At 56.8% G+C, this 15,022-nt stretch carries 16 protein-coding genes and 2 pseudogenes; 12 read left to right on the forward strand and 6 right to left on the reverse strand.

Annotated elements, in window-relative coordinates:
* Positions 1-79: 79 nt before the first annotated feature.
* The 4 genes from PR018_RS23055 to PR018_RS23070 all read left to right on the forward strand — a co-directional run bounded on the left by PR018_RS23055 (position 80) and on the right by PR018_RS23070 (position 2,607).
* Positions 80-346, forward strand: coding sequence for a type II toxin-antitoxin system Phd/YefM family antitoxin (locus tag PR018_RS23055; protein ID WP_142832620.1), 267 nt, complete (start codon positions 80-82; stop codon positions 344-346).
* Complete coding sequence (locus tag PR018_RS23060) at positions 343-765, forward strand: type II toxin-antitoxin system VapC family toxin (RefSeq protein ID WP_142832619.1); 423 nt, start codon at positions 343-345, stop codon at positions 763-765. The genes PR018_RS23055 and PR018_RS23060 overlap by 4 nt, the downstream gene beginning before the upstream one ends.
* Positions 766-867: 102 nt before the next feature.
* Complete coding sequence (locus PR018_RS23065) at positions 868-1,992, forward strand: IS5 family transposase (protein ID WP_143123525.1); 1,125 nt, start codon at positions 868-870, stop codon at positions 1,990-1,992.
* 153 nt (positions 1,993-2,145) lie between these two features.
* Positions 2,146-2,607 (forward strand): DUF6904 family protein, encoded by a 462-nt coding sequence (locus tag PR018_RS23070; protein WP_142832600.1) that lies wholly within the window; start codon positions 2,146-2,148, stop codon positions 2,605-2,607.
* 563 nt (positions 2,608-3,170) lie between these two features.
* Here the strand turns inward: PR018_RS23070 and PR018_RS23075 are convergent.
* Positions 3,171-3,592 (reverse strand): annotated as a pseudogene (locus PR018_RS23075) (Ros/MucR family transcriptional regulator).
* 541 nt (positions 3,593-4,133) lie between these two features.
* Here PR018_RS23075 and PR018_RS23080 point away from each other — a divergent pair.
* On the forward strand, positions 4,134-4,457 hold the full coding sequence (locus PR018_RS23080; RefSeq protein ID WP_142832599.1) for a hypothetical protein: 324 nt from the start codon (positions 4,134-4,136) through the stop codon (positions 4,455-4,457).
* Between the two features lie 145 nt (positions 4,458-4,602).
* Here PR018_RS23080 and PR018_RS23085 read toward each other — a convergent pair whose 3' ends face one another.
* On the reverse strand, positions 4,603-4,728 hold the full coding sequence (locus PR018_RS23085; RefSeq protein WP_257625516.1) for a hypothetical protein: 126 nt from the start codon (positions 4,726-4,728) through the stop codon (positions 4,603-4,605).
* A 224-nt stretch (positions 4,729-4,952) separates the two neighbouring features.
* Between PR018_RS23085 and PR018_RS23090 the strand changes: the two genes are divergently transcribed.
* From PR018_RS23090 to PR018_RS23110, 5 genes and pseudogenes are all read left to right on the forward strand, one after another.
* Entirely contained in the window at positions 4,953-5,852 is a 900-nt protein-coding gene (locus PR018_RS23090; RefSeq protein ID WP_279621437.1) for a HEPN domain-containing protein, read from the forward strand.
* 476 nt (positions 5,853-6,328) lie between these two features.
* Complete coding sequence (locus tag PR018_RS23095) at positions 6,329-7,033, forward strand: hypothetical protein (protein ID WP_279621438.1); 705 nt, start codon at positions 6,329-6,331, stop codon at positions 7,031-7,033.
* Positions 7,034-7,328: 295 nt separating this feature from the next.
* A complete protein-coding gene (locus PR018_RS23100; RefSeq protein WP_244615544.1) occupies positions 7,329-7,616 on the forward strand; it encodes an RES domain-containing protein in 288 nt (95 codons plus the stop codon).
* A gap of 40 nt (positions 7,617-7,656) precedes the next feature.
* Positions 7,657-7,830: pseudogene (locus PR018_RS23105) on the forward strand (PIN domain-containing protein); the annotation flags it as partial.
* 79 nt (positions 7,831-7,909) lie between these two features.
* Complete coding sequence (locus PR018_RS23110) at positions 7,910-8,275, forward strand: DUF6904 family protein (RefSeq protein ID WP_142832059.1); 366 nt, start codon at positions 7,910-7,912, stop codon at positions 8,273-8,275.
* Positions 8,276-8,911: 636 nt separating this feature from the next.
* Here the strand turns inward: PR018_RS23110 and PR018_RS23115 are convergent.
* Positions 8,912-9,340 carry a Ros/MucR family transcriptional regulator gene (locus PR018_RS23115; RefSeq protein ID WP_142832060.1) on the reverse strand — a complete coding sequence of 143 codons (429 nt, stop codon included), beginning with the start codon at positions 9,338-9,340 and terminating at the stop codon, positions 8,912-8,914.
* Between the two features lie 615 nt (positions 9,341-9,955).
* Here PR018_RS23115 and PR018_RS23120 point away from each other — a divergent pair.
* Complete coding sequence (locus PR018_RS23120) at positions 9,956-10,726, forward strand: SDR family NAD(P)-dependent oxidoreductase (protein WP_142832062.1); 771 nt, start codon at positions 9,956-9,958, stop codon at positions 10,724-10,726.
* Between the two features lie 230 nt (positions 10,727-10,956).
* Positions 10,957-11,766: a mechanosensitive ion channel family protein gene (locus PR018_RS23125; RefSeq protein ID WP_142832064.1), complete on the forward strand. Its 810-nt coding sequence runs from the start codon at positions 10,957-10,959 to the stop codon at positions 11,764-11,766.
* A gap of 491 nt (positions 11,767-12,257) precedes the next feature.
* On the opposite strand, the gene PR018_RS23130 is transcribed toward PR018_RS23125, so the two are convergent.
* The 3 genes from PR018_RS23130 to PR018_RS23140 form a co-directional block, all read right to left on the reverse strand.
* Positions 12,258-12,440 (reverse strand): helix-turn-helix domain-containing protein, encoded by a 183-nt coding sequence (locus tag PR018_RS23130; RefSeq protein ID WP_142832098.1) that lies wholly within the window; start codon positions 12,438-12,440, stop codon positions 12,258-12,260.
* A gap of 609 nt (positions 12,441-13,049) precedes the next feature.
* Complete coding sequence (locus PR018_RS23135; RefSeq protein WP_142832066.1) at positions 13,050-14,312, reverse strand: type II toxin-antitoxin system HipA family toxin; 1,263 nt, start codon at positions 14,310-14,312, stop codon at positions 13,050-13,052.
* Complete coding sequence (locus PR018_RS23140) at positions 14,309-14,539, reverse strand: helix-turn-helix transcriptional regulator (protein ID WP_111217051.1); 231 nt, start codon at positions 14,537-14,539, stop codon at positions 14,309-14,311. Before PR018_RS23140 ends, PR018_RS23135 begins: the two co-directional genes overlap by 4 nt.
* Positions 14,540-15,022 lie beyond the last annotated feature (483 nt).

Raw genomic sequence — 15,022 nt, forward strand, 5'->3', positions numbered from 1 at the left:
CATTGTCTGACGGCGCTCTTGCAAAGACGTCGCTTTATGACATATAGTCACCATGGTCATAATAGTTATAGGCGGAATAATGCGCGCATCAACGCACAATGATATGAGCTGGACGGTTGCGGGAGCAAAGGCGAGACTCTCGGAGGTGATGGAGCGCGCGCAGGCAGCGCCTCAGACCATTACCCGCAACGGGAAGCCGAGCGTGGTGGTCGTCTCTGCCGAGGAGTGGGAGAAGAAGACCGCGCGTAGGGGATCGCTTGCGGAATTTCTATTGGCATCGCCTCTGCGTGGCGCCGATATGGACATTGAGCGACTAAGCGACGAGCCGCGCGACTTGTCCCTATGAGACTGCTCCTCGACACCAATGTTCTGTCCGAAGTTACAAAACCTCGCCCGGCTGAATGTGTCTTGAATTGGCTTCACGGGCTTGACGAGGATCGCACATTCATCAGCATAGTCTCGATTGCCGAAATCCGCCGCGGCGTTGCGCTGATGGACATTGGGCGAAAGCGCGACGCCTTGGACACGTGGCTTACGCATGATCTGCCACAACGTTTTGACAACAGGATTATTCCGGTCGAAGCGCATCTTGCCTTGGCTTGGGGTGACCTCATGGCTCTCGCCAAGCGAAGCGGGCGGGGACTGGCATCCATGGACGGTCTGATCGCTGCCACCGCCGTCGCTCGCGATTTGACGCTTGCGACACGCAATACAAAGGATTTCGAAGGCTTCGGAATAGACCTCGTTGACCCATGGGAGGTCTGACTTGGCCTACGCATGGGCTCTAACAGGTTGCGGAAAAAGGCCCTTGCTGTGAGCGGACTGGCGTGATTCCATGCCTGGGTGATTGATTGGCGGGAGCAGAACATGCGCGGCAGTGATGACCAGACGGCGGGTCTGTTTTCTTATGTAAGCTGCGAAGCCCGCGTTCCGGCAAACCATCCGCTGCGGCCGATACGTGCCATCGTAGACGAGGCGCTGGAAGTTCTGTCCCCGGATTTCGAGGGGATGTATTCAGCGATCGGCCGGCCGTCGATCCCGCCGGAGAAGCTGCTGCGCGCTCTGTTGTTGCAGGCCTTCTACACGATCCGCTCTGAGCGTCAGCTCATGGAGCAGATGGACTACAATCTGCTGTTCCGCTGGTTCGTGGGCTTGTCGATGGACGCGCCGATCTGGGACGTCACCGTGTTCACCAAGAACCGTGAGCGGCTCTTGGCTGGCGACATCGCCGCCAAGTTTCTAGCCGCTTTGCTAAGCCAGCCGCGGGTTAAGGCATTGCTGTCAGACGACCACTTCTCGGTGGACGGCACCTTGATCGAAGCCTGGGCCAGCATGAAGAGCTTCAAACCCAGGGACGGCGCAGATGGTAGCGACACTGACGACAGCGGCTCTGGCGCTGAAGGGAAACAGCCGCCAAAGGCCGCAGGCCGCAACTCTGAGCGTGATTTCCACGGTGAGAAGCGCAGCAACGCAACCCATGCGTCGACCACTGACCCGGATGCCAGGCTTTACAAGAAGGCCCGTGGCCAGGCGGCCAAGCTTTGCCACATGGGTCACGTCATAATGGAAAACCGCAACGGCCTGGTTGTCGACGCCACGCTGACCCATGCGAGTGGAACCGCAGAGCGCGAGGCAGCTCTGGATATGGTGGGTCGCATGGATGGTCGTCACCGCATCACATTGGCTGCAGACAAAGCCTACGATACTGCCGACTTCGTCGAAGCCTTGCGGGACGCAAAGGTGACGCCACACGTCGCCCAGAACACGACGAACCGACGCTCGGCAATTGATGGTCGGACCACCCATCATCCCGGCTACGGTGTCAGTCAGCGCATTCGCAAGCGCATCGAAGAAGTGTTTGGCTGGGCCAAGACCAGCGGCGGAATGCGCAAGACCCGGCATCGCGGAAATGATCGCGTCGGCTGGATGTTCACCCTGACAGCCACCGCCTATAATCTGGTGAGAATTCCAAAGCTGCTGGCGACGGCATAATCGCGTCCAGAATCCGCCGAACCAGGCGGATGGCGACAAAATGGGCCGACAAGGCCTCTGAAAAAGCTTCATCACGGCCTGTCTTCGAGCTGTCTAGCCAGGATCGGCGGAAAAATGGGGGATATTTCCGCGACCTGCTAAAGGATAGTGCGGATGCTCTCCTACCGCTTGCTGAAGAACTACGCCGGCATCCTGTTGATCGGCGACTACACGTCCCTGACCTGGCTGCATGCAGTCGTTCACGATGTAAACGATCGCTCGCCTCTTGTGAAAGACAAGGAAGGCTCCTTCCTCGGGTTGGCGTATGATGTTCGAAAAGCCTATGAGCGGCAGCGCGAAATTATTCAACTACCCAAACACTCTGAGGAAGGCGGCGTCCGCTATGGTGTCCAGATCCTTTGGCCCATTCTTATGTTGCAGCAGAGGCTGCTGAGGCAATCTCTCGCGTTTCTCGACCACACGGCCAAGACACAAGCCATCGCTTATGCCTTGGAGGCGGTCATCGAGGATGGATTGCGCGAGGATTTTGGAGCGCAGGCTGGGCTTATCATCGATCTTTGGCAGCGCCTCGACCCAGCTCAGCCTGAAGTGTTCGACATGATGGACAGTCGCTGAGGTCTTTATTGCTCATGGACGAAAACGCAAAGGAAGGCCGGCTTTGCGCAACTTTTGTCCAGTTTCGACCCGATGTATGAGCGCTTTTACCCTATGCGACTGAAGAACGGCGATAAAAACCTGATCTCTCCAGCGGTATTCGCGGCCTGGGAAAATGCAGAGTGGCCTGATCCTCGCTGGTAGAACGCCGGCGTTTCATCGGCGGTCCGAAAGGATAGGTCCCCTCGCCCCGATTGCGGGTGGAACCGTGAGGTGAGATCTCAGAACCGGAATTATTAAGGTAGCGCTTCAATTGAAAGCGACAGCTGAAAGCCACAGCCGGACTTGGCAACCGAGCAGTCGCCTCTCATCGATTGGCATCTCATTCCGATGACTTCGTGCAGGCGATACCGGACGAACCATGGCACGACAAAGCATGAAATCAATCATCCCGTTTGACGGCTAGCGACCTGGGATGGCGGTTGCACTTCGCCCGTTCAAGGACCGAGGGCGTTGACCGGTTCGCCCATGGACCCGTGGACGTGAGATGGGCATCGATTTTCAAGATGCACTACCCCATCGTTTCAGGCCACCTTCTGCCGACGCCTCTGCCCAAGACCACTCTCCTTGGCCAAACGTGAATGTGCCTCCGCGTAGGCCGGGGCGACCATGGGATAGTTGCTCGAAAGCTCCCGTTTCTCGCGATATTCTTCCGGTAGAAGCGAGTAATTGGTCCTTAGATGGCGCTTCAGAGACTTGAAGGCAAGCCAACATTCCAGGCACGTCAATTTGTCGTCCTGGATGGACTTTCGGACGGAAATGACTGGCTTCTGCTTTTCGGCAACCACTTCAGCGGCGGGCGGCAGGGAGCTCGACGTCAAAGCCGCGTGCACCTCGGCGATGAGGGACCCCAAATCGCTCACGGACACGACATGGTTGCCGATACGATATCCGAGGTCAATTCAACGAGTAAGTCCTCCCTTGGAGCGATTGCTGGAGTCTCCATCCGTCCGATCTCTTTTCCAATATCGCCGTATTGTCAGGCGCGAAGCGAACCCGCTTCCAGCCCATTCCGTCGACCAAAGCCACGAGCCGGCATGATTGAACTGGACCTGGCTGTGTCCGATGCGATGCGCAGTCGCTGGAACGCTCGGCGTCTGGCTCCATCGCCTCAGTCACGGCCCGTTCCTTGAATTAATCGGACCAACGACGCCGAAACTGCCGCGGAACGACTTCAGGCCGGTCCCTAGCGGCCTCGATCCCAAGGAGTTTCTGGCCCGAGAGCTAGGCGCAGACTTAGAAGCTCACAGATTGTGAAGTGTCTATCCGCAATACATATAAACGCTCTACCGATGCCAGATAAAGTCCGCTTGCCGCTTATGTTGATCCCAATGAAAGCTTTGCTATGAGGGTTGTCCGAGCAACCTTCGCGAGACCCAGGGTGGCCATGCCATCCCTGGCAGGGAGACGGACATGTGGACTTGCCGTGGACTGTGGTATCGGCAGGCGGGACAGGGCAATTCGCAAACAACGGTAGGAGCAGGGTCGTGGAGTTCTGGAGTGCAGTGGTCGTGCTGGCCTATTTTCTGGCGGGGATCACCCGTATCAATAATGATATGCGGAGCGGTCGGCTCAGCGCGCCAGGTTACGATCGCAATCGGACAACGGGGATAGCCGTGGTGGGAGTATTTATATGGCCCCTCTATCGGCGCCTTGCCGGGATCGTTTTCTCGATGATCATTGCAATCTTGGTCACGGCGCTGCTGATGTGGTGTGTCTCCGTGTTTGCGGGACTGGTATGGCAGGTAACAATTGTAGCCGTGATCTATGGACTCTTGCTGCTCTCCAATCTCGCGACGATCAGAGGGTAACGTTGACGCAGGTCTGGAGCTACCATGCCAGAAGGGGGGTCTTTTTTCAGTCCATGTTAGAACGGAGTCGGCGGGATCCGTACTTTCCCGAGCGCCTCTTTATATTGCCAAGCACGCAACTCTTACGCTCGGACTCCAAATCCTACTATGGACGCATGAAGTGATCCGCCCGGTCGTTAGGATCTGCCAGCAGGGCACTCTCGCGCTCGATGCCGGCGACAAGCTTGCCGATGCGTTCGCGGCCAATAGACCAAGCGTTGGCACTGCTCAATGTAATCCGCCGTAAGGGTATCTAAGTAGCCATGGAATGATCTGCCACACGGTCCTCTGGCCGAGTATGCCGAAGGAACAGCGTGAGCTCACTGGAGGAGAAGAGCGGATGGCACAGCCTAATACCAGGCGTCAGCACTTGCTTTTTTGCCGCTTGCGTCACAGAATCGATCACACGTTGCGCAATGTTGGCATTTCCAAAGAATATTTCCTGAGGCCATTTTTTTGATCTTCCCCGAGCAACTTGATCATCTGCCCGACAGAAAACGCCGCGAGCTGTCTCAGGTCGTGAAGATCATATTTGAGGAGTTCGAGGACGCCCAGAAGACCAAGCTTTCCGAAAAAGCTCGGGCTGGACGGATCCTGAAGCTGATCCTGTTTGGCTCCTATGCCCGTGGTGACTGGGTGGAAGATCACGACAGTGGTTATCGCTCCGACTACGACCTTCTGGCCATCGTCAACACCAACAGATTTGCTGAGGAAAACGAGGTCTGGCTTAAGATAGACGAATACCTCACACAGGAATTCACCGTTACACAGCGCCTCCAGACTCCGGCTAAAGTCATCGTTCATAGCTTGCCGGACGTGAATGATAAACTTGCCCGTGGCCTGCCCTTCTTTGTCGACATCGCCCGTGATGGCATCATGCTATACGAAGCCCCGGGGCATCCGCTAACCGAGCCCAAGCCACTGACGCCGGAGGCCGAGCAGCAAGAGGCGCAACAACATTTCGATCAGTGGTTTCCGTTAGCAGTCGATGCATTCGCTTTCGCGGAATTTGGAATTTCAAGCCAAAGATGGCGCGATGCCGCGTTCATGCTGCACCAAGCATCTGAACGGCTTTACCATTGCGTCCTTCTCGTCCTGACCCTCTACAGCCCGAAATCGCACCGCCTTGGCATGCTCAGAACCCATGCGGAGCGCATCGATCCACGCCTAATTGAGGCTTGGCCTCGCGACACAAAGTTTGCAACGCGATCCTTCACCCGCCTCGACCGTGCCTATGTTGATGCCCGATATTCAGCGCACTATGAGATCACCAAAGAAGAGCTTGATTGGCTTGTCGGCCGGATCAAGCAGCTTCAGGAGATCGTCGCACAGATCTGCGCCGAAAGGCTTAAGTGAGGGTCTGAACTTGAATTACGATTTGACGGCTCTAGGCAGCGTGTTGTCGGGCAGACAGAAAACATTCCGAATTACACTGCAAAACTGAGTCCCGCACCTGTCGCTGCCGCGGACCTTCCTGTCACCGTTTTGAGTTATATTGTCGAAACGGGCTCACGGTTGTCCATTTGCTTTAGGACTTCGCTATGCCTGGCTTGGGGCTCCCAAAGAAACCTGGCCGCGCCGGCTGTGCGCTGGTCGAGCTCCATCGTGCTCCACGCTGATTTGCTCGGGACACTATGGCCAACGCTGGTGGACGATTTTTACACCATCGTTCTTCAGTGGCGTTCTGTGCCCGAAGTTTGGCGCGCAAGATTGGCGAGCTGGTTGACCGAAGCTTGGCAGATACGGGCAATTCGATGCATCATCATTTGACCGAGTTGTCCAGGTTGGCAAAGTTGCCTGCCTCTCCCATCTTGTGATCAGGAGATGATGAAATGGTCCAGAGAGCACCCCCGCGCAGGCGCAATAAACCCGACGCCGGCCCAGACGGCATGATGACGATGTTTGTGCTGAAAACTAATCCTTTCGCTGGTGTCGACGGTTTTTCGCTGCCCTCCGGTGCACGGGTGGCAGTGGTCACGTCGAAGCCTGCGGCTGCCAGATCGGTCGCGCGCCGCCTGGCCGAGCGCATCCAGAGCGATGGATTCCTCGTTCGCATGGCCCAAGCGGAAACTGGTAACCAGGAAACACCGCGAACAGATGCAAAATCTGAGATCGACAGAGACGCTTTCAAGCCTGACGCTCGTAGCAAGGCAATCCTTCAGGGCATCCGCATCGCGCAGTCCGATCTGAAAGCCGCTGGCGGAGCCTATGACCTTGACGAAGTTCAGGCGCTTCTCAACGGCATCACGCGCCAGGCGGTGGACAAGAGGGTTCAGGAAGGCAGCTTACTGGCGGTGCCGGGACCCAGCAACCGGCGCCGCTATCCCACCTTGCAATTTGATCGGTCTGGGGTCTTGATCGACGGTCTGAAGGAAGTTCAAGCGGTATTGCCGGTCGAAAGCTCTTGGGGCGTGTTGAACTTTCTGGCAAGGGAAGACGACAGGCTGAGCGGAAGACGACCGATCGACGTATTGCGTGAAGGCAACATCGCCCTCGTCGTCGATGCGGCGCGCAGATTTGGAGAACAGGGCGCTTGAGCCCTCCTCTGCCACCTGCGGATTTTCAGAGCCGCAAACTCCAGATCGTATCGATCGCTGTCAGATCGGAGATGCATCGGTTCTACACATCGACATTCGAACCAGTTTATTTCGATAGATCCGATTTGGGCTGTTTTAACGCCCCAGACGGATCCTATGGCGTTCTTTACACGGCTAAAAAGATCGAGGGTGCCTTTGCCAAGACATTTCTCCGGACGCCTGGCAACACGCTGATCGACATCGGGTTTCTCAAAAGAAAAGCTATGTGCGTCTGTCCGCGACACGGGACCTGCGCATGGTCAATCTCACCGGTCAGGGACTTGCTGTAGCCGGTGCAACCGCGGAGGTTCCCCATTCGGGCCTGCCCTATCTGGCGCCGCAGGCATGGTCCCGGGCGATATTCGATCACGGTGAAAATGTCGACGGTATCGCTTATCACGCACGTCACGACGATACGCAGGTGTGCTATGCGATATTCGACCGCGCCGGCCTGGCGCTCAGCGAGACGGCGCGCGAACTCCATCTCGATGCGGACTGGTTTTGGCGTATTGCGGAGGAATATGGCTCGGGACTCTCGCCTTAGATGGCACCGCTGACACGATGCCGGCGACAAGCTTGCCGACGCGTTCGCGGCCAATAACCTAATGGCACTTGCCAAGCGAAGCGGCCGGGGACTTGCATCCATGGACGGTCTGATCGCAGCCACCGCCGTGGCTCGGAATTTGACGCTTGCGACACGCAATACAAAGGATTTCGAAGGCTTCGCAATAGACATCGTGGACCCATGGGCGACCTGACTGGGCCTCCGCATGGGTTTTGAAAGGATACTGCGGATGCTTTCCTACCGCTTGCTCAAAGAACCACGCCGGCATCCTGTTGATCGGGGACTACACGTCCCTCACCTGGCTGCATGAAGTCGTTCACGATGTGAACGATCGCTCGCCCCTTGTGAATGACAAGGAAGGCTCCTTCCTCGGGTTGGCGTATGATGTGCGGAAAGCATATGTGCGGCAGCGCGAAATTCTTCAACCACCAAAACATTTGGAGGAAATCGGCGTCCGCTATGGTGTCCAGATCCTTTGGCCTGTTCTTATGTTGCAGCAGCGGCTGCTGAGGCAATCTCTCGCGTTGCTCGATCATAAGGCCAAGACACAAGCCATCGCTTATGCCTTGGAGGCGGTCATCGAAGAGGGATTGCGCGCGGATTTTGGAGCGCAGGCGGGGCTTAACATCGATCTTTAGCAGCGCCTCGACCCCGCTCAGCCTGAAGTGTTCGACATGATGGACAGTCGAGGAGGTCTCTATTGCTCATGGACGAAAACGCAAAGGAAGTCCGGCTTTGCGCAACTTCTCGCAAGTTTCGACCCGTTGCATGAGCGCTTTTACCCCATGCGCTTGAATAACGGCGATAAAAACCTGATCTCTCCAGCGGAATTCGCCGTCTGGGAAAATGCAGAGTGGCCTGATCCGCGCTGGTAGAACGCCGACATTTCATTGGGGGTCCAAGCGGATAGGTCCCCTCCCTTGATTGAGGGTGAAACCGTAAGGTGAGGTCTCGGAAGTGCGATTTAGAATTGCGCTTTAGATGGAAATCGATAGCTGAAAGCACCAGCCGGACTTGGAAACGGGACGAGCAATCGAATGTCCTCGATTGGCCCTCCAGTTCCAAGGGACTGATGCAGGCAACTCCGGACGGGCCATGGCCCGACACAAGCGTCAAATCACCGATCCTGTTGGAGGGCTTGCGACCGGGCGGCGGTCACGCTTCGACCGTTCAAGGACCGAGGGCGTGGACCGCGTCGCCAACGAAAGGGCAAACGCTTGAACCCGGGAACAGAAGATGGGCATCGATTTTCAAAGACGCCCTACCCCATCGTATCAGGCCACCTTCTGTCGACGTCTCTGCCCAAGACCACTTTCCTTGGCCAAACGCGAACGTGCGTCTGCATAAGCCGGTGCAACCATGGGATATTCGCTCGAAAGCTCCCATTTCTCGCGATATTCATCGGGTTGAAGGGAGTGACTGGTCATCAAATGGCGCTTCAGCGACTTGAAGCTAAGCCCACATTCCAGGCACGTCAATTGATCGTCCTGGAGAGATTTGCGGACCGAAATGGCCGGCTTCTGCTTTTCGGCAGCCACTTCAGCGGGAGGTATCGAGCTCGAAAACAAAGCCGCGTGGACGTCGGCGATGAGGGAGCCCAAATCGCTCATAGGAACGACATGATTACTCACGTAGGCCGATACGATGTCTGAGGTCAATTCAACGAGTAAGTCCTCGCTGGCAGCGTTTGCTAGATTTTCCATCCGTCCGATCTCTATTTTCAATATCGCCGCTTTGATCAGCCAGCGAAATAAAAGTATGTGTAGTCTCTTTCATATAAACAACAGAAACGCAACTTTGATAGTGGAGGAAATTAGGTTTAATAGCCCTGTTCGAGATGGTAACGGGCTTCGGAGAAAGTATACTTGGCTCCAAATCCGCGCTGATGTTGCACCGCGCCGCCGTTACATACCTTTGCGTGCCGTGCCGTGCCATTCGCCGGCAATGCCGACAGCTCCGGGCCTATGGGGTTTGCGATCTACAAGATCAGCACGTTTGCTTCATTACCCACCATCGCGTCGCGAATTATTCGATGTACGCTGCCTATTGAGCCTGACCGTCCGACGATATCCTTCGACGGTCACTCCCTGCGCGACCTACGTCGTCCGGCTCGACGTTGAAGAACAGAGACGCCGATGAAGGCAAAGGCAGCGGGCAAGCAAGCAAGGGCTCGACGGGTCCGGCGGCACCTGCATGTCACCTGCATGTCACCTGGAGATGCCTTCGGCGGCCGTCCGGTCGCGCGACGCTGTTCTGGCGACCGATCGTGATAGGGTACGACCCACATCTGATCTGAAGATCCTTAATCGGAGTTTCCCATGCGCCGCATCTTCATCACCGGTTCTTCTGATGGCCTCGGCCTTGCTGCTGCCAGTTCGCTCCTGGAACAAGGCCACGAGGTCGTCCTTCACGCCCGGACCAGGGAAAGGGCCTCCACATTGGGATGCATCGCATCCCGTGCATTGGCTGTCGTCATCGGCGATCTCACGAGCGCAGTCGAGACCCGCAAACTTGCCGATCAGGTGAACGCGATCGGCCGAATGGATGCGGTCATTCACAATGCTGGGGTCTATGCCGAACCCCAGCGTGGCAATACCCCCGAAGGTCATGCACGGACGCTGGCCATCAACACGCTGGCACCCTATATTCTGACAGCCCTCATCGATCGCCCGGACCGTCTGGTCTATCTCAGCAGCGGGCTGCACCAAGGTGGTGGGGGCTCTCTTGAGGACATCGATTGGACGGCAAGACAGTGGAGTCCATCTCAAGCCTACGCGGAAACCAAACTGCACATCGCCGCATTGGCCGCAGCGATCGGCCGCCACTGGCCGCAGGTGTTGAGCAATTCCGTCGATCCGGGCTGGGTGGCAACCAAAATGGGTGGAGCCGGAGCACCAGGCAACCTCAAGACCGGGCAGGAAACCCAAAGCTGGCTTGCGGCGAGCGATGATTCATCCGCCAAGGTCAGCGGCTTCTACTGGCATCATCGCCAGCAACGACAGCCGAGTGCCGAGGTAACCGACATAGGCTTTCAAGACCAGCTGGTTGCCAAGTTGGAAGAACTGACCGGTGTGGGCCTCTTCGGGTAGCACATTGAGAAGCGCTCGATGACGACACCGATCGGGTTGATCGGGCAGCGGGTGGGCCAGCCGACATTGCCGAGACTGTGTAATTCTGCCGCGACATTGGTCTTCGACATCGTTCACACCAGATTGTCTCTCGCTGTCGAACGTCTCGGGACAAGAGCTATCGGACGTCTGTAATTGGAACCAAGCTTTGCCATGCCGGTTTTGTGCAGACCGGAAACCGAGAACCAGACATGAATCCCCAGCCTGACAACATACTCGTCGCGACACGAACCGCCTTCAGCCAACTCGCTGCGCTCGCGGTGCAATACTCCTTCTCAATCGTCGGTGCCATCGTCCTGCTGGTGATCGGCTGGATCCTTTCGGGAGTGATCAGCCGATGGGTCTACAAGGGAATGTCGCGCATCCATGGCATTGACGAGACCCTGGCCCGCTTCTTCCAGAGCGTCGTCCACTACGGACTGCTGGTGCTCGTCTTCGTGGCCGTCCTCGGTCAGTTCGGCGTCCAGACGACTTCGCTCCTTGCCGCCTTGGGCGCTGCGGGCCTGGCGATTGGCCTTGCCCTGCAGGGCACCCTTCAGAATATCGCGGCCGGAATTATGCTTCTCGTTCTCCGCCCTCTCCGGGTCGGCGAATACATCGAAACAGGCAGCGTCAAAGGCTTCATCGTCGAGATCGGGCTGTTTGCAACCGAGATGAAAACGGTCGACGGTCTGTACCTGATGGCCCCGAACTCGACGCTGTGGAATACGCCGATCACCAACCACAGCAGAGAACGCGAGCGCCGCCAGGAGCTTTCGGTGGCGATCGGCAACGATGTGGATGCCGCAGCGGTCAAACGGACCATCATCGGCATCGTGACCTCAGACAAACGCGTCAAAGCGAACCCGCCTCCCCGTGTCTTCTCGGATGACCTTACCGCCGACAAGACCGTCTTGACGCTCCAGTACTGGGCGACGACATCACAGTGGTCGGAAACCCGTCACGACATGATCGATGCATTGAAGGACGGACTGAAGGCGCAAGGGATTGCCATTCGATAAGGACGACGCCGTATTGGCCCCTCCCGGACATGCGAAATGTTGGACTCGCGCGGGTAAGTGGCCTTTTTAGCGAGGGACAGACGCGCCTATATCGACGGCATGGGCACCTCACCGTCTCAACGGTCAAGGAAGCGGAGACGTCGCGTAGTTTGGGGCTTGACGCTCCATTCTGCATTGAGATCTCCGCCCACCACTAGGATCGCGATCGAAGGTGAAGCTATACACTTCAGCACCTGAGGTAGGACAGGGATCTAAGAGACAGCGCGTGCTCGATGGCGCTCTGGATCATTCGCACGCATCCGAACGACCCTCAAATGACACGGCCGCCTATCAACCGACGAGATGGGTGTAGTCCTCAACGCCCTCGCTTCCTGACGTCATGGCCTTCTGTCGGTCATCCACCTCTGGGCGTAAAACCAACCCCCGAAACCGAAGGCCCGACCGATTTTCTTCAATGTCTCCAGTGTGGGATTAGCAGTTCCTGCTTCCAGTTATGCAATTTGGCGTCTAGATAGCCCAAGTGCCTTGGCAAACTCCTCCTGCGTCATCCCGATCCCTTTCCGGATCTCCGCCACGGCGCCGGGCAGCCGCAGATCCCCTGATCGAGCCCGTTCCGCCAGTGTTCGCCGGTTTTGCAGAACCTCCTCTTTCGTCGGCTTTCTCCATCGGGCCATGAGTTGTCCTTTGCAATCAGTCGCAGCCGCAAGGGTGCCGTCTGCGATCCCAATGCAGTGCTCGATCGTATAGTCCCGAATGTCCGGCACCGGCCCATATCCTTCGCCACGGCCGGAGCCAGGTGCAGGTGTCTGGCAAACGCGCCAAGCCTGGCTGCCAGTGCTTTCTGCTCGACAAATCAGGCATCAGTTTGCCGTCCAAGAGTGCCATAGTCACGGCGTAATATTACCGGGCATCAAAGTGGGTTTCCAGCGTTAAGCACGTCTATTGACCCTTTCAATGGTGCAGATGATGCAACTTATCACGATATTCAACCCCTCAAAGTGGGTTGAATAACTGCCATTGGTAAAGCGAGCTTTGGACATGCTTGCGTTCTCTTCTCACCCGATTGACCATCGACCGGACGCGTAACGCATGACCCGCCAACGAGCAGCTTCAGGGACCGACGGCACTCGCACTCCAAGGCCCTTATCGGGGATGTACAGACCAGATGCAGCGGTCAGGGCGTTGATCCTCGACTGGCCGACGCCATAAACGCTGCAGTCCTTTGAGCCGGGCTACACCTCAATATTTAAATTATGTCGGCGGAGATGCTTGGCGCTGTTGAGTTAAATGCTCAGGGACACGAGTTTGGCACGGTCTGCGATCAAAGCCGCTACGCGATTTAACGACACAGGGTCTGCGGCAAGTGGGGACATATCTTCCAATAACCGGGGGATCGCGTCCCCTGTGGCATCAGTCAGTTCTTTCACCCGACGGCGCACTAAAGGTAAGCTGACACCTGTCTCCTTCGAGAAAGCCTGCCAGCCATCAGCGCCCATGTCAGCAAGCGTCGCGCGTTTGCCGATCCGCATAGCCAATTTCGGGGAAAGATCTGGATAGGCCACGGTGGAAAGCAGGTCGTACAGCGGAGCCATCCTAGGTCCAGAATGGTCATAGAGGATCGAGAAATTCTTACCGTGAGCATCCGCATTTCCGATGACGAGATTGAAAATCGCAGCGTCCAAAAGCTTAGCGATGTCCGTGCCCGGCCGCGCAGAGACCCGACGCAACAGCTCGAAGCAATCCTTGAAGGTCGGCCCCCCCTCGCTTGCATACTTTGTTTCAGGTGGCACACCCAGCGCTTGGCAGAAGTCTTCCTGATGGATGCGGAGAACCACACCGTCGCCATCGTGGTGGCGATCGTATCTTTTGACCAAAAGGAAAGGGCGACCATTCGCGGACCTCGGGTCGACGGGAGCAACGTCGAGCCCGATTGCGGCAGCAAGCCTCATCGCGAAGGCTTCATTCTCGGTCGTCCCTGGAAAGCGCGCAATCGGTGGCTTCAAGATGTGCGTCGTCGCCTGGCCTGGTAAGGGAAGTGCGACTTGGCCATCGATTAGAACAACTGGAGCTTTTGATTGGGCGCCCGCGAGCGATAGCCTCAAGCCTTCCTGGCCGGCCAAGAGCGGCCTCGTCGGAAGTGCGTCCAGTATCCGGACGATTCCGACCTCATCGAGAGCTGCTGTTTGCCGATCGGCAATCAGGCCCCCTCCAATCGGTTCCTGGTCTTCGGGCAAAAGTTGAAGCGCGCCGGCGACGTCGCCGCCCAAGCGATCAAGAAGGGCGAAGTCGTTGGCAGGTGAAACACCCAACGCCTGCGCCGCAACCAGACGCTGGCTTTCCTCTGGCAGTAGGCCGCCAAAAAATGGGCGGCATTCACGGCGAGAGAAACGCTCTGGACGCTTCGGTAGGGAGACAGAAAGCGGAAGTGCCTTTTCGTCCTCAAGCCAAGCTTCGGCGTAGGCGAAGCCAATGTCGCCGTGCTGATCTTGGGTGAACTGTCCGACAATGCGACCATTCCACCAGACGTTAAGGACCCTTACCGTCATTTTCTACGTTCACCTGGGGCTAGAATATCAATCGAACAACCGAGCGTTTGTAAAACCTGCAAGACCTTTCCAATCTGTGCTGTCGGTTTGCCGGCTTCGAGATCGACGATAAACCGCAGGCCGACGCCAGAAACGCCAGCAAGCTCGTCCTGCCGCAAGTTTTGCGCCTTGCGTGTGCTGCGGACCAGGGCGCCGATCTCGGCTGGACTACTAACTTGTTTTGCCATTTTATTTCCCGATCGGGAAAATAGCAAGGAAATCGGCCTTTTGTCTACAGCATATTCCCGATCGGGAAATTCCGTTCAAATTTAGGATAACCGTCCACCAGAAATTCCCGATCGGGAACATTTCGATTTATAAACATAGTCAGCCGCAAGCCTAGTCGAAGCAAGGGGAGACACTGAATGGCTGAATCATCGAGTTTCATATCATCGACGCGCGACGCCCGGATGAAACTTTCGCAATTCCCGTTCTTCAGTTGGAATGGAATTTGGAATGGCCCTACGCTTCATTTCACCCTAAAACCAATCAAGACGCTCTGTGTCCTCGCTCGCTTCGTTTTTCCGGCTCCATGCGCTCTTCCCTAGCCGCGAGACGACCGGGAAAGTAGAGGCGGAAAGGCCCGGAAAAGGCGGAACGCCGACTTTGAGTACGCCATTGATTTTATAAAATGGGGTCTTCGTCCCAGACGGGGGTTAAGCTGCTGAACC

Source organism: Rhizobium rhododendri (assembly GCF_007000325.2).
Lineage (GTDB): Bacteria > Pseudomonadota > Alphaproteobacteria > Rhizobiales > Rhizobiaceae > Rhizobium > Rhizobium rhododendri.